Annotated in this window: 16 protein-coding genes and 1 riboswitch; of the genes, 4 read left to right on the top strand and 12 right to left on the bottom strand. The window is 75.0% G+C overall.

The annotated features are described in order from the left end of the window. The first annotated feature begins 106 nt into the window (after positions 1-106). Entirely contained in the window at positions 107-991 is an 885-nt protein-coding gene (locus ACO229_RS08670) for a hypothetical protein (RefSeq protein ID WP_397430345.1), read from the top strand. Positions 992-998: 7 nt separating this feature from the next. Here the strand turns inward: ACO229_RS08670 and ACO229_RS08665 are convergent, their stop codons facing one another. Next, the gene (locus tag ACO229_RS08665; protein ID WP_397417539.1) at positions 999-1,910 is read right to left on the bottom strand and encodes a DMT family transporter; all 912 of its coding nucleotides are present in this window, start codon (positions 1,908-1,910) and stop codon (positions 999-1,001) included. Between the two features lie 1,485 nt (positions 1,911-3,395). Between ACO229_RS08665 and ACO229_RS08660 the strand changes: the two genes are divergently transcribed. After that, positions 3,396-4,079, top strand: a complete 684-nt coding sequence (locus ACO229_RS08660; protein WP_423465283.1) for a pentapeptide repeat-containing protein — start codon at positions 3,396-3,398, stop codon at positions 4,077-4,079. 633 nt (positions 4,080-4,712) lie between these two features. On the opposite strand, the gene ACO229_RS08655 is transcribed toward ACO229_RS08660, so the two are convergent. Further along, positions 4,713-5,546: a pyridoxamine 5'-phosphate oxidase family protein gene (locus ACO229_RS08655; protein ID WP_423464577.1), complete on the bottom strand. Its 834-nt coding sequence runs from the start codon at positions 5,544-5,546 to the stop codon at positions 4,713-4,715. Positions 5,547-5,756: 210 nt separating this feature from the next. Here ACO229_RS08655 and ACO229_RS08650 point away from each other — a divergent pair, with 210 nt between their 5' ends. Further along, positions 5,757-7,100 (top strand): PLP-dependent aminotransferase family protein, encoded by a 1,344-nt coding sequence (locus ACO229_RS08650; protein WP_423464576.1) that lies wholly within the window; start codon positions 5,757-5,759, stop codon positions 7,098-7,100. Positions 7,101-7,125: 25 nt separating this feature from the next. On the opposite strand, the gene ACO229_RS08645 is transcribed toward ACO229_RS08650, so the two are convergent. The 10 genes from ACO229_RS08645 to ACO229_RS08600 form a co-directional block, all read right to left on the bottom strand. Next, the gene (locus ACO229_RS08645; protein ID WP_423464575.1) at positions 7,126-8,973 is read right to left on the bottom strand and encodes an ABC transporter ATP-binding protein; all 1,848 of its coding nucleotides are present in this window, start codon (positions 8,971-8,973) and stop codon (positions 7,126-7,128) included. Continuing rightward, a complete protein-coding gene (locus ACO229_RS08640; protein ID WP_423464574.1) occupies positions 8,970-10,904 on the bottom strand; it encodes an ABC transporter ATP-binding protein in 1,935 nt (644 codons plus the stop codon). Before ACO229_RS08640 ends, ACO229_RS08645 begins: the two co-directional genes overlap by 4 nt. Positions 10,905-10,962: 58 nt before the next feature. Continuing rightward, on the bottom strand, positions 10,963-13,629 hold the full coding sequence (locus ACO229_RS08635) for a GNAT family N-acetyltransferase (RefSeq protein ID WP_423464573.1): 2,667 nt from the start codon (positions 13,627-13,629) through the stop codon (positions 10,963-10,965). Positions 13,630-13,662: 33 nt separating this feature from the next. Then, complete coding sequence (locus tag ACO229_RS08630; RefSeq protein ID WP_423464572.1) at positions 13,663-16,101, bottom strand: GNAT family N-acetyltransferase; 2,439 nt, start codon at positions 16,099-16,101, stop codon at positions 13,663-13,665. After that, positions 16,098-17,462: a lysine N(6)-hydroxylase/L-ornithine N(5)-oxygenase family protein gene (locus tag ACO229_RS08625; RefSeq protein WP_423464571.1), complete on the bottom strand. Its 1,365-nt coding sequence runs from the start codon at positions 17,460-17,462 to the stop codon at positions 16,098-16,100. Before ACO229_RS08625 ends, ACO229_RS08630 begins: the two co-directional genes overlap by 4 nt. Further along, positions 17,459-19,021, bottom strand: a complete 1,563-nt coding sequence (locus ACO229_RS08620) for a pyridoxal phosphate-dependent decarboxylase family protein (protein ID WP_397433745.1) — start codon at positions 19,019-19,021, stop codon at positions 17,459-17,461. Before ACO229_RS08620 ends, ACO229_RS08625 begins: the two co-directional genes overlap by 4 nt. Positions 19,022-19,172: 151 nt before the next feature. Then, entirely contained in the window at positions 19,173-20,375 is a 1,203-nt protein-coding gene (locus ACO229_RS08615; RefSeq protein WP_423464569.1) for a ThiF family adenylyltransferase, read from the bottom strand. Then, positions 20,372-21,220: a thiazole synthase gene (locus ACO229_RS08610; protein WP_397433747.1), complete on the bottom strand. Its 849-nt coding sequence runs from the start codon at positions 21,218-21,220 to the stop codon at positions 20,372-20,374. Before ACO229_RS08610 ends, ACO229_RS08615 begins: the two co-directional genes overlap by 4 nt. A gap of 2 nt (positions 21,221-21,222) precedes the next feature. Next, on the bottom strand, positions 21,223-21,492 hold the full coding sequence (gene thiS / locus ACO229_RS08605; RefSeq protein WP_397417722.1) for a sulfur carrier protein ThiS: 270 nt from the start codon (positions 21,490-21,492) through the stop codon (positions 21,223-21,225). Next, entirely contained in the window at positions 21,489-22,724 is a 1,236-nt protein-coding gene (locus ACO229_RS08600; protein ID WP_423464567.1) for an FAD-dependent oxidoreductase, read from the bottom strand. The genes thiS and ACO229_RS08600 overlap by 4 nt, the downstream gene beginning before the upstream one ends. Then, a riboswitch (TPP riboswitch) is annotated at positions 22,716-22,819 on the bottom strand. It overlaps the preceding gene by 9 nt. Positions 22,820-22,857: 38 nt before the next feature. Here ACO229_RS08600 and thiE point away from each other — a divergent pair. Next, positions 22,858-23,511 (top strand): thiamine phosphate synthase, encoded by a 654-nt coding sequence (thiE, locus tag ACO229_RS08595; RefSeq protein ID WP_423464566.1) that lies wholly within the window; start codon positions 22,858-22,860, stop codon positions 23,509-23,511. The last annotated feature ends 86 nt before the right edge of the window (positions 23,512-23,597 follow it).

Below are 23,597 nucleotides of genomic sequence, written 5' to 3'. Positions count from 1 at the left end.
CCGGAGCGCCGCCGTGTTTCCGGCAGGAAAACCTTTGCTCTTTCACCCGAGCCGAATCGTTACGTGTCCGGAACGCCTCTTTTGCTCGGAGTGTGACCATGGCAACATGCGCAGGGTGCACCTGATCCGAGAGTTCGCACCTGACGCCTACGAGTTCGCGCTGTCGTCCTGGTCGTGGATAGGGATCGGGGACAAGACCCCGCGCTTCGCCTCCTGCTTCGGCGACATGTTCCTCGAGTCGCTCGACGGGTGGTGGTTCCTCGACACGGTCGAGGGCACGCTGGAACGCCGCTGGAACACCCTGGACGCGATGTTCGCCGAGCTCGAGGAGCCCGACGGCCGCGCCGAGTACCTCCTCGAGGAGACCCTGAGCACCGCGCTCGCGCAGGGCCTGCGCCTCGGCGACGACGAGGTCTTCGCCTTCCTCCCGCCGCCCGCGGTGACGGGCACGATGTCCGTCGACTCCCTGGCGCCGCTGCGGTTCGCCATCGCCGCCAACCTCGCCGGCCGCATCCACGGCGAGCTCAACGGGGTGCAGCCCGACGCCGGCGCGTCGGCCCTCTTCGCGGCGCAGAACGTGGCCCGTCAGCACGAGGCCGCGCCCGCGTTCGACACCCCGAACCCCGCCACCGACCGGTGGGAGCCGGCCGCCCAGCAGGTGAACACCGGGGCGTACCCGGTCTACCAGCCGGCCCGCGAGCCGGGGTACGTCGGTGCGCACCAGTCTCCGGCCGCCGCCGCGCGGACCCCGGCCTACGGCGGTCACGCAGCGCCCGTCCCGGACGGATACACGGCCGGGTACCCAGCCGGGGCCTACGGCGCCGGGTCGGGCGGCCACGACTACCTCGACGGTTCGCACACTGTCGACTCCGGCCAGTTCAGCCAGTACATCGCCGACCAGTACAACACCGGCCAGGTCACCGCCGTCGACCACGCGCCCGCGCCGGTACCGCCGCAGCGGTACCAGGGCGGGCGCTGGTCGTTCGCCTGACCGCGGTCTATCCGTCGCCCCGCTCGTCCAGCCCGGCCACCGCGGCCAGCACGAGCACCGTCCCGACGACGCCGCCCGGCCCGAGCCGCTCGCCCAGCACCACCGCCGCCGCGACCGCGGCCGTGACCGGCTCCAGCAACGTCGCGATCACCGCCGCGCCGCTGCGCGTGGTGCGCAGCCCGGCGTAGAACAACCCGTAGGCCAGCGCCATCGTGAAGACGCCGAGGTAGCCGAGCGTGACGAGCGCCGTCGGGTCACCGGTCAGGAAGGGGCCGCCTCCCGCAAGCGCGACCGGCACGAGCCCGACGGCGCCCGCCGTCGTCGCCACGGTCGTGAACGCGAGCGGGTCCGCGCCGCCGGAGGCGAGCACGGTGCTGCCGAGCGTCGTCGTCAGCGCATAGACGGATCCTGACGCCGCGGCGAGCAGCAGGCCGAGCACCGGCCGGGTGCCGCCGGCGCCCGAACCCGACGCCGCGCTCACCAGCACGAGCCCTGCCAGGGCCGCGCCGACGACCAGCGTCAGTCGCACCGTGCCGTGGGTGACCGCGCGGTGGCGCGCACGGACCACGTCCACGACGGCGAGCAGGACCGGCGCCACGCCGAGGCTGACGACCGTGGCGACCGTGACGCCGGCGGTCGCCACCGATCCGAAGTAGAGCGCCTGGTAGGCGCCCGTCCCGAGCCCGACGGCGACGGCGCGCGCCGGGTGGGCACGCACCAGCGCCGCGAGGTGCGGCCCCTTGCGCAGGACGAGCGATGCCGCCAGCAGGACCACCGCCGCGACGAGCATGCGGTGCGCGCTGACCGTGAGGACGGACATCGGCGAACGGTCACGAAGGATCTCCAGGGCGAGGCCGCCCGTGCCCCACAGGATGCCGGCGAGGCAGACGAAGACCAGCCCTGTTCGAGTGGATGACATGTGTGCTCCAGGCCGGGCCGCAGCCCGGCGCGTTCCGAAGGATCTCCCGGGTCTTCCGGGAGCGGGGAACAGTCACGGAGCACGCCAGGACGCCGGCCCGCCGGGCCGGTCGTGGTGCCGCTCCGGTCAGACGACCGGGGGCGGGAGAACGGAGCGCTTCGGAGTCACGGCGGTGATGCTAGCAGCGGGGATCGGGCCCGCCCGACGGTTGTCCACAGATTTGGATCTGGTGATGCGACGGCCCTGGGCCGAACGTATATTCGACGCATGGGAACAGTTTGATAGTTCTAAGGGTGGTAGGGGGTCGGGGTATGGGCGGGCAGGTGAGCACGGGGGCGGAGCGTCCTACGGGCGTGGAACACACGCTGGAACGCGTCCTGGAACGCGTCCTGGGGCAGGTGTTGGGGCAGGTGCTGACCGGGCCGTCGGTGACCGCACGCCCGGCACGGACAGCGGTACCACTGTTGAGCTGGGGCGGGATGACAGCCAGGTACACGAGCACCGCTCCCGCGGCCCTGGTCGCATGGCCCTCCCAGCACCGGGCCGCCAGGACAGACACCGAGCCCGCCGCCCTGACCGAAGAACCGACAGATGCCGAGCCGACAGATGATGGGCCGGAGACCGCCGGGCCGATAGACGCCGGGCCGATAGACGCCGGGCTGATAGATGCCGGGCTGGTGGATGCCGGGCTGGTGGGTGCGGGGTTGGTGGGTGTGCTGGAGCGGGTGGAGGTCGCTGACCTGGACGACGGTGCGCTCCTGGACGTCGCGGCCCGGTGGCAACAGGTCATCTCCTGGGCCACCGCGATGCAGTCCCGGGCCACCGGGCAGATCGCCCGACGCCGGAACTGGACCGCCGAGCACAACGCCGCCTCGGCGGAGATCAGCGCCCGCCTGCGCGTCCCGCAGGGCGAGGCGAACAAGCTCATGGCCCGCGGGACCGGCCTGGCCGAGCACCCCCAGGTCATGACCGCCCTGCACAACGGACAGATCGACACACCCAAGGCCGACATCCTGCTGCACGCCGGCAACCCGCTCACGCACCAGGAACGCCACGACGCGATCACCCGGTACCTGCCCCAGGCCCCCGACCACACACGCCGCTGGCTACGCGAGGCGATGAACACCTACGCCACCGCCCTGCACGGCACCAACCAGGTCACCACCCACGCCCGCACCCGCCGCGCGGTCTACCTCGACCCGGCCGACAACACCATGGCCTGGATCAGCGCGAACCTGCCCGCCACCGACGCCACCGCGGTCTGGGACGCCATCGACCAAGCAGCCCACACCCTGCACCGCACACCAGGCACCACCCGCACCCTGGCCCAAGCCCGCGCCGACGCCCTGGTCGCCATCACCACCGGCCGCATCATCGTCCCACCCCACCCCGAATGCACCCCCGCACGCACCCCGGACCACACCACCACGATCGCGGGCACGACCAGCACCGGCACCACTGCTACCGACACGACCACCGGCCCGGTTGCGACAGGCCCGGTTGCGACAGGCCCGGTTGCGACAGGCCCGGTTGCGACAGGCCCGGTTGCGACAGGCCCGGTTGCGACAGGCCCGGTTGCGACAGGCCCGGTTGCGACAGGCCCGGTTGCGACAGGCCCGGTTGCGACAGGCCCGGTTGCGACAGGCCCGGTTGCGACAGGCCCGGTTGCGACAGGCCCGGTTGCGACAGGCCCGGTTGCGACAGGCCCGGTTGCGACAGGCCCGGTTGCGACAGGCCCGGTTGCGACAGGCCCGGTTGCGACAGGCCCGGTTGCGACAGGCCCGGTTGCGACAGGCCCGGTTGCGACAGGCCCGGTTGCGACAGGCCCGGTTGCGACAGGCCCGGTTGCGACAGGCCCGGTTGCGACAGGCCCGGTTGCGACAGGCCCGGTTGCGACAGGCCCGGTTGCGACAGGCCCGGTTGCGACAGGCCCGGTTGCGACAGGCCCGGTTGCGACAGGCCCGGTTGCGACAGGCCCGGTTGCGACAGGCCCGGCTGCGACAGGCCCGGCTGCGACAGGCATGCCCGCGACCCGCGACCGCGACGCGGGCCCCGATGCCGAGGCCCTGCCACGCACCACCGTGCCCGCCACGGGATGCACCTGCGGGGGCTGCACCTGCGGCGGCACCACGATCCAGGTCATCCCCGTCAGACCACAGGTCCGCCTGACCCTCCCGGCCACGATGCTCCTGGGCCTGGACGACACCCCCGCACACCTGGACAGCTACGGACCCATCCCCGCCGAGGTCGCCGCACACATCGCCACCGACGCAACCTGGCAACGCCTGATCACCGACCCGGCCACCGGCATCCTGACCGACTACTCCACCACCACCTACCAACCCGGCAAAGTCCTGCGCCAAGCCGTGACCACCCGCGATCAGACCTGCTGCTTCCCCCACTGCGACCGACCCGCCCGCTGGGCCGACCTCGACCACATCCACCCCTACAACCACAACCCCACCGACACCCCACCCGGCACCCCACCCGAAACCCCCGGACAAACCCGCGCCCACAACCTGCAACCCCTGTGCCGCGCCCACCACCTCGCCAAGACCCACCACGGCTGGACCCCCACCCGCAACCCCACCACCGGCACCACCACCTGGACCGCACCCACCGGCCACACCTACACACGACCCGCCACGCAGGTGGGAACCGTCCGCGAGGACGTCACGAGCCTCGCCGGGGACGCCCGCCGCCGGCTCGGCGCCGAGCATGACGACGGCCGGCAGGAGATCCGACGGCCAAACCTTCCCGTGCCTGACGATCCACCGTTCTAGGGCAGTACCCGCGAGCACCTCACGCCATGCCGAGCCCGCGTGCCCGACGCAGCACGAGGTCCGGTACCGGTTCGGACACGTAGTCCTCGGCGACGGGCGCCGACGCCACACGACGCAGAGGCACCTCCCCGGCCCACCCCGTCAGTTCCAGGTCGCCGGGCTCCAGGCTGGCGCCACCCGCGCGCTGCTTCATCGACGCCTCGGCGAGGGGCAGTGCGATGACGGCCGTGGCGGCCAGCTCCTTGCGGGTCGGGGGCCGGAGCGTCGCGGACCGTCCGGGGACCATGTGGTCGACGATCAGGTCGAGCGCACGGCGTCGTTCGTCGGTGTCGGTGACCCGTCGAGGTCGCCCGATCACCACGGCGGATCGGTAGTTCATGGAGTGGTGGAACCCGGTCCGGGCCAGCACCAGCCCGTCCAGCTCCGTGACGGTCACGCAGACGTCCTGCTCCAGAGCCGGCGTCAACCAGCCGGCGGCGACGGATCCGTGCAGGTAGAGCGTGCCGCCGTCGTCCGGTCCGGACGGGTCGACGCCGAACGCCGTGGGCAGCACCACCGGGCGCGGGCCGGCGACCACGCCGAGGTGTGCCACGAGCGCGTCCGCCAGGAGTGTCATCAGCCGCTCCCGTTCGGCGACCTGGCGATTCCGGCCGCGCGTCGGGGTTGTCCGCGCCGTCGGCGAGAGGCCATCCGTCTGCGGACGGGACGCCGTCTGCGAGTCGGGCGCCGCCTGCGAGTCGGGCGCCGCCTGCGAGTCGGGCGCCGCCTGTGGGTGGTGCGCACCCTGCAGCAGGAGCGTGGCGGGGGCTGCGAGTTCGTGAGGAGCCGCGGGCTCGAGGGGATCCGTCGTCATGACGCTAGCCTGGTCCGCAGGTGGCCCAGGAGCACGAGCCAGTTCCGGTCGAACTCAACAGGCCACTCCCCCGCAGCACCCTGGCACACAGGCTCACCCAGCCATCCGCGCGCACTATCCCCGCCCGCCACAGCCCAGCCCAGCCCAGCCCAGCCCAGCCCAGCCCAGCCCAGCCCAGCCCAGCCCAGCCCAGCCCAGAGATCCTCCCCCATGCTCCCCGTTCACCTGGACCGTTCCCTCCCGACGCCGCTCCCGGCCCAGCTCGCGGCCGCCGTCCGCGCCCTGGTCACCGACGGCACGCTCACCACCGGCGACCGCCTACCCTCCAGCCGTGCCCTCGCGTCCGACCTGGGCGTGGCGCGGGCCGTGGTCGAGCAGGCCTACGACCAGCTCCTCGCGGAGGCCTGGGTCGAGACGCGCCGGGGTGCGGGGACGTTCGTGGCGTCCGGCGAGGCGCTGCCCGCAGCCGCCCCCGTGGCACGATCCGCGACGCATGAACCGCGGTACGTGCAGCTCGACGCCGGGACGCCCTGGATCGACCCGCGCCATCTCGCGGGCTGGCGGCGGGCCTGGCGGGAGGTCTCGGCGGCTCGGCCTCCGCGGGGTTATCCGGACCCTCGCGGGGTGCCGGAGCTGCGCGAGGCGCTGGCCGAACGTCTCGGGCGCACCCGCGGGCTGACGGTCGGCCCGGACGAGATCCTGGTGACGGCCGGCACCACGGACGGTCTGCGCCAGCTCCTCGGCGTGCTGGATCCCGGGGCCGTGCTCGTGGAGGACCCCGGCTACCGCGCCGCGGTGGAGACGGTGCGCGCGGCCGGCCGGGTCGTCGTCGACCATCCGGCGAACGCCGCGGTCATGAGCCTGGACGGGTGTGCGGCCGCGTACGTGACGCCGGCCCACCAGCATCCGCTCGGCCGGGTCATGCCCGCCGCGGACCGGCTCGCGCTGCTCGGGGCGGCCCGGGCCGCGGACGCCGTCGTGCTGGAGGACGACTACGACTCCGAGTTCCGCTACGACGTCGCACCCGTGCCGGCCCTCGCGGCGCTCGACCGGTCGCGGGTCGCCTACCTGGGAACCGCCGCGAAGTCGGTCAGCCCGGGTCTGCGGCTGGGCTGGCTCGTGGCGCCGCCGGCCCTGCACGAGCGCCTCGTGCGGCGGCGCACGATCACGCACGACACGCCGCCCTGGCCCACCCAGCGGGCCCTGCTCACGCTGCTGCGCGACGGGTGGGCCGACAAGGTGGTCCGCACGGCCCGGCGGGTCTACGCCGAGCGCGCACCCCGGGTCGCCGCCGCCCTGTCTCCGCACGCCGAGCTCGCCGGGCCGCTGGCGGGCATGTACTCGACCTGGCTCACGGACGCCTCGGCCGCCACGGCGGCTCGGGCGGCGGCGCGTGCCGCCGGGTTCGACATGCCGCTGCTCGCGCAGTACTGCCGTACCGCCCGGTTGTCGGGGCTGGTGGTCGGCTTCGGCGGCGTGACCGACTCCGAGCTCGACCAGGCGCTGCGGGTCGTCGCGGAGGCCCTGGCACGGGGCGGGCCGGACGGGGCCTGAGCCCCGCCCCGTGCCGGGGAGCCGGTCAGACCAGCGAGTCCTCCCACGCGGCGTGCAGCCGGGCGTACCGCCCGTCGCCGGCGACGAGCTCGGCGGGCGTGCCGTCCTCGACGACCTCCCCGTGCTCCATCACCAGCACCCGGTCGGCGATCGCGACCGTCGAGAGGCGGTGCGCGATGATGATGGCCGTCCGGTCGGCCAGCAGCGTCTGCAGCCCGCGCTGCACCAGCCGCTCGCCCGGCATGTCGAGCGACGACGTCGCCTCGTCGAGCACGAGCACCGCCGGGTCGGCGAGGAACGCCCGGGCGAACGACAGGAGCTGGCGCTGGCCCGCCGACATGCGCCCGCCGCGCTTGTTCACGTCCGTGTCGTACCCGTCGGGCATGTCGAGCACGAACTCGTGGGCGCCCACGGCCCGCGCCGCCGCCTCGATCTCCGCCTGGGAGGCACCCGGGCGCCCGAGCGCGATGTTCTCGCGCACCGACCCGCTGAACAGGTACGCCTCCTGCGTCACCATGACGACGGCACGACGCAGGTCCGCCGAGGCAAGGTCACGCACGTCGACGCCGTCCAGCCGCACCGCGCCGGCCGACGCGTCGTAGAACCGCGTGACCAGCTTGGCCACCGTCGACTTGCCCGCACCGGTGGTGCCCACCACGGCCACGGTCTGGCCGGCGGGGATGGTCAGGTCCAGGTCGGGCAGCACCACGGGGCCGTCGCCGTACTGGAAGCGCACGTGGTCCAGGCGCAGCTCGCCCCGGGCCCGCCCGTCGTGCAGGGGCAGCGGCGTGGGGTGCGCCGGCTCGACGACGGTCGGCTCCTCGGCGAGCAGCCCCGAGACCTTCTCCAGCGCCGCGGTCGCGGACTGGAACGCGTTGTAGAACATGCCGAGCTGCTGCACCGGCTGGAAGAACCGCTTGCAGTACAGCAGCACGGCGGCGAGCACGCCCACCTCGAGCCCGCCGTCCAGCACGCGCCAGCCGCCGACGGCGAGCGCCGCCACGACCGTCAGGTTGCCGATGAGGATCAGCCCGGGCTGGAACCGTCCGTTGACGCCGAAGATCTGCAGGTTGGCGTCGCGGTAGTCCTCGCCGAGCGTGCCGTAGTCGGCCTCGGTGGTGCGCTCCCGGCGGAAGGCCTGGACGGCGCGCATGCCGGTCATCGTCTCGACAAACTTGACGATGAGCCGGGCGGAGGCCGTGCGCTGCTCGCGGTAGTACCGCTGCGACATGCGCTGGAACCAGCGGGTGAGCAGCCAGGCCGGGATGAAGGCGGCGGCGAGCACGAGCCCGGAGCGCCAGTCGACGTAGAACAGGAACCCGATGGTGAAGACCATCAGCAGCAGCGAGGAGACGACGCCGGTCAGGCCGCCGTCGAGCAGCTCGCGCAGCGCCTCCAGGTCGGAGGTCTGCCGGGAGATGATGCGCCCCGAGGTGTACGACTCGTGGAACTCCAGGGAGAGCCGCTGGGTCTGCCGGAACACGCGGCGGCGCAGGTCGAGCAGCACGGCCTGGGCGATCCGGGCGGCGGCGCGCACGTAGGCGCCCGCCGCGATGCCGCCGAGCACCGCGGCGACGAGGTAGCCGGCGCCGGTCAGGACCAGCGGGGTGACGGAGCCGTCGCGCAGCGCCGGGACGGCGTCGTCGATGGCCAGTCCCACGAACAGCGGCCCGGCCACCTGCCCGAGCGTGGAGGCCACGACGAGCACGGCCGCCCACGCCAGCGCCTTCTTGTGGGGGCGCAGCAGGTCGCCGAGCAGGTGCAGGGACCGGCGCCGCACCGCGCGGGAGGCCTCCTTGCCGAGGCTCGTGACGTCGTCCGCGGCCGCGTCGGTGGGCCGACGGCGGTCGGTGGGCTGGGTAGTGGCCGTCATGACAGCGCCTCCTGGCTCTGGGGTGCGGACTGGCTAGGTGCGGGCTGGTCGGGTGCGGGCTCCTCGCCGGCGTGCGCCGCGTAGTCCTCCTCGAGGCTGGAGATGATGTACCGGTAGTGCGGGTCGGTGGCCAGCAGCTCCTGGTGCGTGCCGACGGCGGTGATCCGCCCGCCCTGGAGCACGGCCACCCGGTCGGCCAGCGCCACGGTGGAGGGGCGGTGCGCGATGACCAGGGTGGTGGTGGCCACGAGCACGTCGCGCAGCCGTGCGGTGACGGCCTCCTCGGTGGTGACGTCGAGCGCGGACAGGGGGTCGTCGAGCACGAGCACGCGGGGCCGGGCCGCGATGGCGCGGGCCAGGGCGAGCCGCTGTCGCTGACCGCCGGACAGCGACATGCCCTCCTCGCCGATGCGGGTGTCGGCGCCGTCGGGCAGGTCGGCCACGAAGTGCGCCTGCGCGATCTCCAGGGACTCGGTCATCAGGGCCTCGCGCTCGGCCGCGGGCAGGTCGTCGGGCACGCCGAGCAGCACGTTGTCCCGCACCGAGGCGGAGAACAGGGTCGGGTCCTCGAAGGCGACGGCGACGCGTTCACGGACCTGCTCGCGGGTCATGTCCCGCACGTCCACGCCGTCCACCTCGACGCGGCCCGCGGTGACGTCGAACAGGCGGGGCGCGAGCATCGCGAGGGTCGACTTGCCGGAGCCGGTCAGCCCCACCAGCGCCGTGGTGGTGCCGGGCGGCAGCTCCAGGTCGACGTGGTCGAGCACGGGGCGCTCGGCGTCGTCGAACCGGAAGGTGACGTCACGCAGGGCGACGTGCCCGCCCGTGGTGCCGCCGCGGCCGGGGGTGACCGGGGGCAGGTCGGCGGGGCGCTCCGGGTCCGTCAGCGGGTTGACCGTGTCCATGACCTCGAAGAAGCGGTCGACGGCGGTGCGCGCGTTGAGCGTCATCGACAGGGTCATGCCGAGGTCCACGACGGGGCCGTTGATCACGGCGGTCGTGGTGAAGAAGGCGACCAGGGCGCCCAGCGTCATGTCTCCGGAGGCCACGAGGTAGACGCCGACCACGAGCGCGACCGCCTGCGTCACCTCGGGGATGACGCGCAGCGCGGTGGTCAGGCCCGCGTCGGTGGTTGCCTTGCGGATCTCGGTCTCGCGCAGCTCGGCGGCCTGCTCGGTGAACTGGTCCAGCGCGTCCGGGCCGCGGCCGAACGCCTTGAGCACGCGGATGCCGTGCACGGACTCCTCGACCGTGGTGGCCAGGTCGCCCGACTGGTCCTGCGAGAGGCGGGAGATCTTGCGGTACTTGCGGGAGAACCGGAAGGCCAGGACGGTCACGGGGATCGCACCGCACAGGAAGATGATCCCCAGCCAGCCGCCGGTGGCCACGAGCAGGCCGACGCCGACGACGATGGTCACGATGCTGACCACGAGCTGCAGGATGCCGAACACGAGCCACCGGCGCAGCAGGCCGAGGTCGCCCATGATGCGGGACAGGAGCTGGCCGCCGGGCCACCGGTCGTGGAAGGACACCGGCAGGTCCTGCAGGTGGCGGAACAGGGCCGTGCGCATCGCGGCCTCGACGCGCGTGCCGGGGAACATCACCAGGGTGCGGCGCAGCAGGATCAGGCCGGCCTCCCCGACGCCGAGCGTGGCGACGAGGACGACCGACCAGGCCAGGCCCGCCCAGTCGTGGTCGCGCGCGCCGGAGGCGAGGGGGCCGTCGGTGACCCACTGCAGGACGCGCGGGATGGCGAGCGCCATGAGGCTGGCGCCCAAGGAGGCGAGCAGGCCGCCGGCCAGCCGCGGCAACGCGGTGCGGACGTAAGGGTGCAGGCGGCGGATGGAGGCGACGGTGGAGAGCTCGCTGCGCGGTTCAGAGGAAGGATCGGATCGATTCGAGCGTTCGTCTGTGGGAGGCATCGCCTCCATTATCCGGGCGGGCGCAAGTTGTTAGTTTCGGTAAGCACCTAACATTCTGTGACCTGCGTCACGGCGCGCCCCGGCCGGCCTCCTCCCGCGTCAGGTAGGCCATGCGCGCCGTCTTGGGGCCCTGCGCCGACTCGAAGAAGACCTCCTCGCCCGCCGTGAACCCCAGCGCCGCCATGCGGCGCAGGGCCTTCTCGTTGCGCGCGTCGGGCTCGCCCACCAGTCGCCGGGTCCCCGCCCCGGCGAACAGGAAGTCGCGCAGCGCCGGGCCCAGGACCACCCACGGGTCCTGCACCGCACCGTGCCGGGCGACCGGGCCCCGGCCGCCCAGGAAGAAGTGCAGGCCGAGGTCGCCGGGGGCGACCTCGTACGCGGCGGCCACGGGGTCGTGCTCGGGGTGGTAGGCCTGCACCAGGGCCACGGGCTCGCCGTCCCACCGCACGAGGTAGGCGTGGTGCGTGGGCAGGGACTCGACGAACGCGTAGGTGGCGGCCACCTCGTCGCGCGTGTGCTCCCCCATCCCCCAGAACGCGGCCCGCGGCTGCGTGAACCAGCGGTGCAGCACGTCGGCGTCGGCCTCCGGGTCCAGCATGTGCGCGGTGACCACGCCGTGCGGGCCGACGTCGCGCCGCCACACCTGCGCACCGCGCGCGCCGTTCAGCAGCCGGCCTGTCGTGTCCACGGCGTACAGGCGGTCGAAGTCGGTGACGACGGGCACCGTGCCCGCGGCCGCCCAGGTGGCGTGCTGATCGTCGAAGTGCGCCGTGCCCGGCCGCCCGGCGGCGCCGTACGGCACGCCCCAGCGGCTGCCCGCCCGGTCGGCGAGGTCCCAGACGTAGCGCGCGACCGAGCCGCGGTAGGCCGTGGGGGCCATGCCGGGCGAGCCGCCGGTGCAGCGGACGGTCTCGTTGTTGCCCGAGACCGGCGCCGGGCGCACGGCGGCGGTGTACGCGCCCGCGACGCCGGGCACCGGGGCCACGGGCGCCGGCACGTGCACGTCGCCCCACGTCCCGGACGCCTGGTCCGCCGCCTCCGCGAGCGCCGCGCTCGCCTCGGCCGCCGGGTCGATCCGCAGCGGCTGCCCGTCCGGCCCGTCGACGACGAGCCAGTCGGCCGCCAGCAGGTGGGCGAGCCCCGCGCCGACCGCCGTCGGCACGTCGAACACCGCACCGAGCAGCGGTTCCAGTGCCGGGTCCTGCCCGTGCGGTGCGTGCAGGGGGGCCAGGACGGGGTGCCGGGCGATCCGGTGGGTGAGCGCGTCGCGCCAGCGCATGTAGAGGGCGGCGTCGGCCGAGCCCGCCTCCACGTGGGCGCCCTCGGCCACCCAGGCGCGCAGGCGGACGGCGGTGGCGGACGCGTCGCCCGCCAGGTGCGCGACGAGGGCTGCCGCGCCGAGGTCGCGGGTGTCGCCGTGCACGCGGGCCTGCGTGCCGGGCGACTCCGGCCGGTCGGCGGCGGCGAGGATCTGGCGGATGCGCTCGGCCCGGTGGGGCACGTAGGACCAGCCGAGGTCGTGCGCCTCGCGGTCCGGGCGCACGTCGCGCGGTCCGTACCCGGGCCGGCCGTCCAGCTCGGCGGGTGCCTGGGTGACGGGCCGCTCGTTCGCGTCCACGGCGACCTGGGTCACCCGGGTCGGGGCGGGGAGCGTCACGTAGCCGTCGGCGGGCTTGGGCGCGGGCAGGGCGCGGTCGGTCGCGGCGGGCACCCGGCCCGCGGTCAGGCTCAGCACCTCGCCCGTGCTGTCGGCGGTGAGCACCCGGTTGACCGGGTCGACCCACCCGGCGAAGGCGTCGGCCACGTCGCGGGCCGTGCGGGCGTGCAGCAGGCCGCGCCAGACCGCGACACCGACGTCGGACAGCTCGCGGGCCGGCCAGCTCAGGCGCCAGGCGCCGGGGTCGGCGCTGTCCGCGCCGTCGGACACGACCTCGACGTGGTGGGCGGCGGCATTGGTGATGCCCCACGCCACGGAGCCCGCCACGGAACCTGCCGCAGCGCCTGCCGCAGAGTCCGGCCCCCAGGCGGCATGCGCGAAGTGCGGCACGCCGGGGACGCCAGGGAAAGCGAACCCCAGCACGTCGTACGGGGCGGCGGGGTCGGTGCACACCAGCCGGACCTGCTGGTACGGGCCGGGCAGCTCCAGGGTGCGGTGAGGGTCGCCGGCCACCAGGGGGCTGCCGGAGGCCGTGAACGCACCGTGCACGGCCCAGGCGTTGGAGCCGGACCCGGCGTCGGCGGCGAACAGGCCCAGCACGCGTTCCAGGGGCACGCCGGGCACGTGCAGGTGCCGGGCCACGTGGGCCCGCCACAGGATGGCGGGGAACCCGTTGAACAGCACGTGGGTGGCCAGGAAGACGCCGATCGGCGTCCACGGCTCCCACGGCCGGTGGGGCACGCCCGCCAGCTCGGGGACGTCCCGGCCGCCGGCGAGCAGGCCGGCGCTCACGCCGTCGGCGTAGGCGGCCAGCCACGCCCGGTCGGCCGGCGCCGCGGCGTCGTGGATCGCGCGAGCGGTGTCGGCCAGCCGCTCCCGCGCGGCGAAGCGGTCCCACGCCGCACCCGCGGCGCCCGCGAGCTCGGCGTACCGTTCCTCGGCGCGCATCCGGTCCGCCTCGATCTGCAGGCCGCGGTCCTGGGCGGTCACCCAGCCCTGGCCGTAGGCCAGCGCGGTCTCGGAGGCGGCCCGCACGTGGGGGATGCCGAGGTCGTCACGAAACAGGTCGAAGTCCACGTCTTCCATCATCTCTGGGGGATCTGCTCGGAGTCATGCACCGGTCCTGCGCACGGGGTTGTCGATGTTCCCGGCGTAGATCAGCGACTCCGACTGGTTGGCGAGGTCCACCATCTGCAGCGTGTTGCGCAGCTGGAGGCGGTTGAGGCAGGAGTGGGCGAACCGCGCGGCCCGCAGGTCGATGCCGGTGCGCAGGTCCGGGTGCTCGGCGGCGTGCCGGTCGATCGTGGCGGCCACCAGCGCCCAGAACCGGTCCTCGCCGAGCACGCCGTCGCCCGCGAGGATGCCCGCCAGGTGCCGCAGCACGCCGTCGAACACGTCGGTGAAGATCGCGAGCGCCTTCTCCTCGTCGTCGACGACGGCCCGGATGCGCTCGACCTGCTCGGGCAGGGGCCGGTGCCCGAGCATGGCCACCTCCTCCCCGATGTCCTTCATGAGGGCACGCACCACGACGCCGTCGCGCAGCACGAGGATGAGGTTCTCCCCGTGCGGCATGAACGCGAGCTCGTGGGCCAGCAGGCAGTGCACCAGCGGGTACAGGTAGGCGTCGAGGTAGGCCTGCAGCCACTGCTCGGGCGGCAGGCCCGACTCGCGGGCCAGGGTGGTGGCGAACGCGGTGCCGCCGGCGTCGCGGTGCAGCAGGCTCGCCATGGTGACCAGCCGTTCGCCGGGTGCCAGGCGGGGCACGGGCGACTCGCGCCACAGGGCCGCGAGCATCTTGCGGTGCGGGTTGGGCTGGGGGGTGCGGTGGTAGACGTCGCCGGTGTACCCGGCGGAGGCGACCTCGCGCAGCACGCCGAACCCGCTCGCGCGCAGGGTCTCGTCACCCGCGACCAGGTCGGCCACCCAGTCGTTGATCGCCGGGGTGACGCGCATGTAGGCGGGCGACAGGCCGCGCAGGAACCCCATGTTCTGGATGGCGAGCGCCACCTTGACGTAGTGCCGCTCGGGGCGGGTGCGGTTGAACATGGTGCGGATCGACTGCTGCGGCTGGTACTCGTCCGACCCGGGGCCGAGCGGCACGAGGTCGCCGCGGGCGACGTCGGCGGCGAACGTGATCGCGACGCGGTGGTCCCACTGCCAGGGGTGCACGGGCAGGTAGAGGTAGTCGGCCGGGTCGTGGCCGCGGGCGGCCACGCGCTCGGCGAAGGCGGTGCGCTCGGCGTCGGACAGCTCGGCGCCGTAGTGGCCGGCCTCGGTGCGGTCGGCGGCCAGGGCCAGGTGGGTGTGCTCGCGGCGGGCCGCGAGCCACAGCATGCGCACGCGCTGCCCGCGTTCGGGGGCGTAGGTGCGGTAGTCGTCCAGGGAGAAGCCGATGCGGCCGTTGTTGGCCACGAAGCTCGGGTGCCCCTCGGACATGGCGGCCTCGACCTGCTGGAACGCCTCGGCGACGTCCTGGGTACCGGACGCCGTCCGCATCGCGTCCAGCAGGCCGCGCACCGAGGGCGTGGCGCCGTCGAGCTCGCGCTCGCGCTTGGCGGCGGCGCTGGCCAGGGTGGAGGAGAGCTCTTCGAGGTAGGTCGCCAGGAGGGCGTCCGGCACCTGGAGCAGCGGCTGGAGCTCGGCGACCAGCTCCAGCGCGTCCACGGGCAGGTCGACCTCGCCGCGCAGCCCCGCGGCGCCGGTGCGGCGCACGGACGCCGGGTCGATCACCCAGTGCTCCAGGGCGTGGCGGCGGGCGGTGAACCGGTAGGTGACGCCGTCGAGGGCGAGGCGATAGCGGGCGGGCGCGCCGGGGCCGGCGGGTGCGTCGAGCTCCGGCTCGAAGAGGCGCTCGTGGGCGAGCTCCGCGAGCGCCTTGGCGGCCAGGTGACGGTGGGCGTGCTCCATGTGGCCGGGGGTGAGGTGCGACGCGAGCACCGGGCCCTCGCCCAGGGCGGAGGCCGCGAAGTCGGCGCGGGTGGCGACGCTGAGGGCGGCCCGCTTGGCGTGCGCGCCGCGGCCGAGGTCCACCTCGCGCAGCACCCGGAACCCGGCGGCGGCGTTCTTGGCGGCGATCTTGCGGTTGCCGACGTCCGGCTCGACGACGACGCGCGTCGCGCCCCGCCCGGCGTCGTGCGGTCCGCCGTCGGACAGGCAGAACCGCATGACGGCGGTCATGACGGCGTCGGTCAGGCCGTGCCGCGGGGCCTCGGGCGGGGCCACGAGCAGGTGCATGCCCAGGTCGCCGGGCAGCGCGTCGTGCACGCCGGTGAGCAGCACGTGCGCGGGGTCGTACGTCTCGGTGAGGAACACGGGCTCCCCGTCGAGACGGCCGAGCCAGGCGTCCTCGTGCGGGCCGCCCTGGACGGCGGCGAGGTACTCGCGCACCTCGTCGACGCTCAGGGTGCTCATCTGCCAGTAGGCCGCGGACGGGTGCGCGAGCCAGCCCTGGACCAGCTCGGCGTCCCGCGCGGGGACCACGGGTTCGAGGGTGACCTCACCCAGGCGGGTGGTGGTGCGGAAGACCTGCAGGGTGGTCGGTGCGGTCACGGGGCGACCTCCGTCCGGGTGCGGGAGGTGGGCAGGCCGAACTGCTGGAAGGCGATCCGGCGCTCGATCGGGTAGGGCTCGCGGCCCGTGACGGTAGCGAGGATCACCGAGCTGCGCCAGGGCCCGAAGCCGAGGTCCGGCGCGGTGACGCCGTGCGTGTGCTCCTCGCCGTTCATGACGTGGATGCGCCGGTCGCCGTCCACGGTGTAGTCGCGGGCCACGACGTAGCGGCCCCGGTCGTCGACGTCGACCAGGCCGGGCGCCAGGAAGCGCGGCACCTGGGCGGCGTAGCCCGTGGCGGCGACGACGGCGCGCGTGCGGTGCTCGGCGGTGGTGCCGAGCTGGCCGTGGCGCAGGGTGAGCACGTACTCGCCGGCCCCGCCCGCGCCGTCGGGGTCGAACCGCGCCGCGACCACCTCGGTGTCGGTCAGGAGCGTGGTCGGCACCTCGCGGCCGAGCGCGGACCGGCGGTACAGGGTGTCGTAGATGTCGTCGACGAGGTCGCCGCTGATCCCCTTGTAGAGGTTGCGCTGCTCGCGGCCGAGCTGGTCGCGCAGCGCGGCGGGCAGGGCGGCGTAGTGGTCGGTGTACTCCGGCGAGGTCATCTCCAGGGTGAGCTTGGTGTACTCCATGGGGAAGAACCGCGGCGAGCGGGTCACCCAGTCCAGGCGGTACTCCCCCGGGCCGGTGCCGCAGCCGTCCAGGAGGTCGCGGTACACCTCGGCGGCGGACTGCCCGCTGCCCACCACGGTGACGGACCCGGACGCGGCGAGCGCCTCCCGGTGCGGCAGGTAGTCGGCGGTGTGCACGACGGGACCGGCGTGCGCCCCGAGGTCACCCAGGACCGCGGGCAGGCGCGGCTGGGTGCCGGTGCCGAGCACGAGGTGCTTGGCACAGTATTTCTCGGCGCCGTCCGGCGTCTCGGCCGTGACCTCGAACAGGTACCCGCCGTCCGGCGCCGGCACGCGCACCACGCCGGTCACGCGCCGCCCCCACCGCAGCGCCGGGAGCTGCGCGGCCACCCAGCGGCAGTACTCGTCGTACTCGGCACGCAGCGGGTAGAACGACTCGCGGATGTAGAACGGGTACAGCCGCCCCGTCGCCTTGAGCCACGCCAGGAACGAGTACCGCGAGGTGGGGTCGGCCATCGTCACCAGGTCGGCCAGGAACGGGACCTGCAGCGTGGTGCCCTCGATGAGCATCCCGGGGTGCCACGAGAAGCCGTCGGCCTGGTCCAGGAACACCGCGTCCACGTCGTCCAGCGGGTCGGCCAGGGCCGCCAGGCCGAGGCCGAAGGGCCCGATCCCGACGCAGACGAGGTCGTGCACGGGCAGGTCCCGCACGGGCAGGGCGGTGCTCATCGGTCCTCCCCCTCGGCGCGCTCCAGGCGGGGGTGCACGTCGCGGCACGGCGGCTCGTCGGTGTCCGCGAGCGCCTCCCCGGCGAGCAGCCCGTGGGCGGCGGACCGGACCAGCTCCAGCACGCCGCGGATGTCGGCGAGCGTGGCGTCCGGGTTCAGGAGCGTGAGCTTGAGGCACGGGCGGCCGTCGATCACGGTCTTGGCCACCAGGGCGCGGCCGGAGTCGAACAGGACGCGCCGCACCTGGGGCACCAGGGCGTCGGCCCGCGCGGGGTCGAGGCCGTCGGGCTGGTAGCGGAACAGCACCGTGGACAGGTCGGTGGTGCCGACCAGCCGGAAGTCGTGGTCCCCGGCGAGGTCCTGGTGCACGGCGGCGGCCAGGTCGCACACGGCGTCGACCATCGCGCCCACGCCGTCGGGGCCGAGGGCGCGCAGCGTGACCCAGAGCTTGAGGGCGTCGAACCGGCGCGTGGTCTGCAGGGACTTGTCGACCTGGTTGGGCTCGGCGTTCTCCTCCGGGTTGAGGTAGTCCGCGTGCCAGGCCACGGGCGCCAGGTCGGCCCGCTCGCGCACGATCAGCGCGCTGGAGGACACCGGCTGGAAGAACGACTTGTGGAAGTCGACGGTGACGCTGCGGGCCCGCTCGATGCCGGCCAGCAGGTGGCGGCGCGTGGGGCTGACCAGCAGCCCGCAGCCGTAGGCGGCGTCGACGTGCAGCCAGGTGCCCACGGCGTCGCACAGGTCGGCGACCGGGCCCAGGGGGTCGATGCAGCCGCGGTCGGTGGTGCCGGCGGTCGCGACGACGGCGATCACGACGTCGCCGGTGCGTTCGACGTCCACCAGCGTCCGGGCCAGGGCGTCGGCGCTCATGCGGCCGTCGGCGTCCGTGCCCACGGCGACCACGGCGTCGTCGGGCAGGCCGAGCAGGAGCGCGGACTTGGCGATGCTGAAGTGGCTGACCTCGGTGGCCAGGATCCGCATGGACTCCAGGCGCACACCGGTCCGCCGCGCCTTCTCCCGGGCCAGGAACAGGGCCTGGAAGTTGGACTGGGTGCCGCCGGAGGTGAAGACGCCGTCGGCGCCCGGCCCCTCGCCGCCGTCCACCGGGAAGCCGATGCGGCCCGCGGTCCACTCCACGAGCCGCCGCTCCATCAGGGTGGCCACCGTGGACTGGTCGTAGGTGTCCACGGAGGTGTTGATCGCGGCCAGCATCGTCTCCGCCCCCACCGCGGGCAGCGCGACCGGGCAGTTCAGGTGCGCCGCGTAGGTGGGCGCGTGGAACCAGATCGCGTGCGTCGCGTACAGGTCCGCGGCCTCCCGCAGCGCCTCGCTCGTGCCCGACGGCGGACCGTCCAGGTCCACGGCGGCCACCAGGTCCCGCAGCTCGGCGCGGCTGGCGCCGGAGAACGGCTGCGTGACGGACGCGAGCCGGGCGGCCACGTCGCGGGCGACCTCGTGGACGGTGTCCGCGTAGGCGCTCGCCGTGGCCCCGCGCACCAGCGCGGTCGTGTCGTGCTTCGTCGTCACCGGCTGGGTCGCCGCGGGCAGGCGTGAGGGCATGCGAAAGTCTCCTTCGGAGGGATCGCGGGAAGGGAAGAACCAGAACTTAGGTTTGCCTGACCTAACCTAATCGCTGGCGGGTTCCCGTCAACCCATGGGCGCCACCAGGAAGGTGGCGCCCGTCACTCCCGGGCCCCGTCAGCCGTGCCCGTCAGCCGTGCCCTGCGGCCACCCAGGCCGCGATCCCGCCGGCCACCGACCGGGCCCCGACCCCCGCCTCGGCCAGCCGCCGCGCCACGCGCGCCGACCGGACCCCGGCCTGGCACAGCACGTGCACCGGGCGGCCCGCCGCCCACGCCGCGACCTCGCCCACCGCCGTGCCGGCCCCCGGGCCGGTGAACGCCCCCGACGGGACCACACGGGCGCCGGGCCAGGCCGTGAGCTCCACCTCCCACGGCTCGCGCACGTCCAGCACCAGGGGCTCCCCGCCGCCGTCGCGCAGGGCGGCGAGCTCCCGTACCGAGACGGTGCCGGGGCCGTCCGTGCCGTCGGGGCCGTCCGCCGCCGGCAGCCCGCAGAACACGGCGTACGGGTCGGCTCCGTCCGCGGCGCCCAGGAGTGCCGTGACCGGCTCCCGGGCCGGGTCGCGCCGCACCGTGAGCTGCCGCCAGGTCAGGGCCAGCGCGTCGTACACCGCCAGGCGCCCGAGCAGGGTGTCCCCCGCCCCGGTGACGAGCTTGATCGCCTCCGTGGCCATGACCGAGCCCACGGTGCCGCACATCGCGCCGAGCACCCCGGCCGTCGCGCAGTCCGGCGACGCCCCCGGCGGCGGAGGCACGGGGAAGACGTCCCGGTAGGTCACGCCCTCCACGCCGGCCGGGGGCGCGCCCCAGAACGTGGCGACCTGCCCCGTGAACCGGTGGATCGCGCCCCAGACGCACGGGATGCCGAGCACCTCGGCCGCGTCCGAGACCAGGTAGCGGGTCGCGAAGGCGTCGGTCCCGTCGAGCACCAGGTCGTACCCGGACAGCACCTCCAGCGCGTTCGCCGTCGTCAGCCGCTCGGGGTGCTCCACGACCTCGACGTGCGGGTTGACCTCGGCGACCGCCTCCCGCGCCGACGCCGTCTTGGGCCGACCGAGGTCCGAGACCCCGTGCACCACCTGCCGCTGCAGGTTGGACACCTCGACCACGTCGTCGTCCACGACGCCCAGCGTGCCCACGCCGGCGGCGGCGAGGTACAGCAGCACGGGACTGCCCAGCCCGCCCGCGCCCACCACGAGCACGCGCGCGTTCGCCAGGCGGCGCTGGCCCTCGGGTCCCACGCCGGGCAGCACCAGGTGCCGCGCGTACCGGGCCAGCTCGTCCGGCCCCAGGTCGCGGCCCGGCCCGACCAGCGGCGGCAGCGCGGTCACAGCGCGAGGTCCAGGTTGCCGCCGACGGCGACCAGCCCGTCCACGGGCGACGAGGCCAGCGCCCGCTCGCGGCGCGGCGGCCGGCCCGCGCGGGCGGCGTCGTACCCGGCCTCGACGGCCAGGCGCATCGCGCGGGCCATGCGCACCGGGTCGGCGGCGCGCGTCACGGCCGTGGCCAGCAGCACGCCGTCGCACCCGAGCTCCATGGCCAGCGCGGCGTCGGACGCCGTGCCGATGCCCGCGTCCAGGATCACCGGGACCGACGCCGCCGCGGCGATCGCCTCGATGTTGCGCGGGTTGGCGATGCCGAGCCCCGAGCCGATCGGCGAGCCCAGGGGCATCACCGCCGCGCAGCCCACGTCCTCCAGCCGGCGCGCCACCACCGGGTCGTCGCTCGTGTACGGCAGCACGGTGAACCCCTCGTCGACCAGGGTCCGCGCGGCCTCCACGAGGCCGATGGGGTCGGGCAGCAGCGTCACGTCGTCGGCGATGACCTCCAGCTTGACCCAGTCGGTCGCGCACGCCTCCCGGGCGAGCCGGGCGGTGAGCACCGCCTCGTGCACGGAGAAGCAGCCTGCCGTGTTGGGCAGCGCGCGGATGCCGAGCCGCGCGAGCAGCCCCCACACCGAGGGGTCACCGGCGCGCGCCGGGTCGTCCGCGGCACGCGGCCGCGACACCCGGCGCATCGCCACGGTGGTCAGCTCCGTGCCGGACGCCACGAGCGCGTCCTCCAGCGCGAGCAGGCTCGCCGCTCCCCCGGTGCCCATGACCAGGCGCGAGGACAGCTCCGTGCCCGCGATGGTCAGGGGCGCGTCCGGCACGACCGGTTCCGTCGGCTCCGTCATCGTCAGCCTCCCTGCACCGCGGTGACGACCTCGACCCGGTCGCCCGGGCGGACGGTCGTGGTGTCCCATGCGCCGCGCGGCACGACGACGTCGTCCAGCGCGACCGCCACGCCCTGCGGGGCGCCGTCCACCACGACGCCGGGCAGCAGGCGCGCCACGAGGTCGGTGACGGGCAGCGGGGCGGGCAGCGGGTACGGGTCGCCGTTGACGAGGGCGGTGCCGGGCGAACCCGTGCGGCCGGGGTGGCTCGTCTGGTCGGGGTGGCTGGTCATGCGGTGCCTCCTTCGATGGTGCTGGACACAGGGGTGCGGACCGCCGGGGTGCCGCCTGCCGGGCCGAACCGGAGCGGGTCGGCGTACCGGGCGGCGGCGGCCACCGCGGCCCCGGCCGCCTCCTCGTCCGCCCAGGCGGACGGGGCCGCACCCAGCGCGTGGTCGAGCGCGGCCGCCGTGAGCGGGGCCAGCAGGATGCCGTTGCGGTGGTGGCCGGTGGCCAGGTGGAGGCCGGGGGCGGCCCGGCCCAGCAGCGGCGCGTTGTCGGGGCTGCCGGGGCGCGACCGGGTGGTCGCCTCCAGCAGCCCGGCCTCGTCGAGGCCGGGCAGCAGCACGCGGACGTCACGCAGCAGGGCGAAGACGTCGCCGGCCCGGGTCAGGTGGTCGTCGGCGCGCTCGTGGGACGTCGCGCCCACGACCACCTCGCGCGTGCCGTCGGGCCGCACGGGGCGGGGTACCGCGTACACGGGGCGGCCCTGCACCACGCCGCGCACGACCACCCGGGGTGCCCGGTCGGCGTCCGCGAGCAGGCGCAGCGTCGTGCCCGGCACGGGGCGCGTCGGGGCGCCCGCGTACAGGGTCCCGCTCGCGTGCCCGGCAGCCAGGACCACGGTGCCGGCCGCGTACGTGGTGCCCGCGGCGTCGACCGCTCCGGTCACGGCGCCGTCCGCCCAGGTGAGGGCCGCCGCCGCACGGCGCACGACCGTGCCGCGGGCCGCGACCACGCCCGCGAGCGCCGCGTGCAGGGCCCGCGGGTCCGCGCTGTGGTCCCCCGGCACCCAGGCCGCGCCCGCCACCCGGGGCCCCGTCCCCGGTTCACGCTCGCGCGCCGCGGCGGGTGGCAGCTCGGCCGAGCCGAGGCCCCACTGGCGGTGCAGGGCGAGCAGGCGGCGCAGGGCCACCACGTCGTCGGCGTCGTAGGCGAGGGCGAGGGTGCCCGACGTCGTGTCCAGGCCGACGGCGCCGGGCGGCAGGCCGGCCGCGTGCTCGACCGCCGCGGCGTACGCGGGCCACAGGGCGAGCGCCGCGGTGCCCAGCCGGGCCTGCCCCTCCTCGCCGAAGCCGGCCTCCATGACGGGCGCGAGCATGCCCGCGGCGGCGTGGGTGGCACCGTCGCCGGGCGCGGGGTCCAGGACGACCACGCGGGCCCCGGCGTCCAGCGCCCGCCAGGCCGCGGTCAGCCCGACGATGCCCGCGCCGACCACGAGGACGTCGCACGCGCGACTGCTCATGATGCTGCTCCCTTCGCTGGCATGACCCAGATCAGGTTCGACGGTCGGCGCCCTGCGCCCTCTCAGCCCCGTGCGGGGCTCCCGTGCACGCGACCACCCTAACCCCCGCGCGGGGCGGGCCTACACTCGCGCCGTGGACCACCGCACCGACCCGCGCGCCCGCCTGGCCGACGCCCGCCTGTACCTGTGCACCGACGCCCGCGAGGGCACGGGAGACCTGGAACCGTTCCTGCACGCGGCGCTGGAGGGCGGGGTCGACGTGGTGCAGCTGCGGGACAAGTCGCTGGACGTCGCGCGCGAGATCGAGCTGCAGGCGCTCGTCGCGCGCGTGGCGACCGAGCACGGCGCCCTGTGGGCGGTCAACGACCGGGCCGACGTCGCCCGGCTGACCCGCGCGCCGGTGGTGCACATGGGCCAGGGTGACCTGCCGCCGGACGCGGTGCGCACCCTGCTGGGTGATGACCCGGTGCTGGGCCGGTCCACGCACGCCCTCGACGAGGCGCTGGCGGCAGAGGCCGACCCGCGGGTCGACTACTTCTGCATCGGTCCGCTGTGGGCCACGCCGACCAAGCCGGGCCGCCCCGCCGTGGGCCTGGACCTGCTGCGGGAGGTGGCCGGCCGGGCCCCGGCCACGCCGTGGTTCGCGATCGGCGGGATCGACACCGAGCGCCTGGACCAGGTGCTGGAGGCCGGGGCCCGGCGCATCGTCGTCGTCCGCGCGATCACGCAGGCCGCCGACCCGCGGGCCGCCGCGGCCGCACTGCGCAGGCGGGTCGAGGCAGCCTGAGGCGCGCGTGCGAGCGAGGGCCCCGCGGGCCATGCTGGAGGGGTCGGTGAAGCAGCCCGCCGTCCACGTCCCCGAGGGATGGAGAA

Origin of the sequence: Promicromonospora sp. MS192 (assembly GCF_049532985.1) — a bacterium.
Classification (GTDB): Bacteria; Actinomycetota; Actinomycetes; order Actinomycetales; family Cellulomonadaceae; genus Promicromonospora.
Note: the sequence above shows the minus strand (reverse complement) of the source record. Positions and strands in the feature narration are given on the sequence as shown.

What these genes read in the sequence shown, in the direction of transcription:
- ACO229_RS08670 (WP_397430345.1), top strand. Translation starts at nt 107, where the DNA reads ATGCGCAGGGTGCACCTGATCCGAGAGTTCGCACCTGACGCCTACGAG.
- ACO229_RS08665 (WP_397417539.1), bottom strand. Translation starts at nt 1,910, where the DNA reads ATGTCATCCACTCGAACAGGGCTGGTCTTCGTCTGCCTCGCCGGCATC.
- ACO229_RS08655 (WP_423464577.1), bottom strand. Translation starts at nt 5,546, where the DNA reads ATGACGACGGATCCCCTCGAGCCCGCGGCTCCTCACGAACTCGCAGCC.
- ACO229_RS08650 (WP_423464576.1), top strand. Translation starts at nt 5,757, where the DNA reads ATGCTCCCCGTTCACCTGGACCGTTCCCTCCCGACGCCGCTCCCGGCC.
- ACO229_RS08645 (WP_423464575.1), bottom strand. Translation starts at nt 8,973, where the DNA reads ATGACGGCCACTACCCAGCCCACCGACCGCCGTCGGCCCACCGACGCG.
- ACO229_RS08640 (WP_423464574.1), bottom strand. Translation starts at nt 10,904, where the DNA reads ATGGAGGCGATGCCTCCCACAGACGAACGCTCGAATCGATCCGATCCT.
- ACO229_RS08625 (WP_423464571.1), bottom strand. Translation starts at nt 17,462, where the DNA reads ATGAGCACCGCCCTGCCCGTGCGGGACCTGCCCGTGCACGACCTCGTC.
- ACO229_RS08620 (WP_397433745.1), bottom strand. Translation starts at nt 19,021, where the DNA reads ATGCCCTCACGCCTGCCCGCGGCGACCCAGCCGGTGACGACGAAGCAC.
- ACO229_RS08610 (WP_397433747.1), bottom strand. Translation starts at nt 21,220, where the DNA reads ATGACGGAGCCGACGGAACCGGTCGTGCCGGACGCGCCCCTGACCATC.
- thiS (WP_397417722.1), bottom strand. Translation starts at nt 21,492, where the DNA reads ATGACCAGCCACCCCGACCAGACGAGCCACCCCGGCCGCACGGGTTCG.
- ACO229_RS08600 (WP_423464567.1), bottom strand. Translation starts at nt 22,724, where the DNA reads ATGAGCAGTCGCGCGTGCGACGTCCTCGTGGTCGGCGCGGGCATCGTC.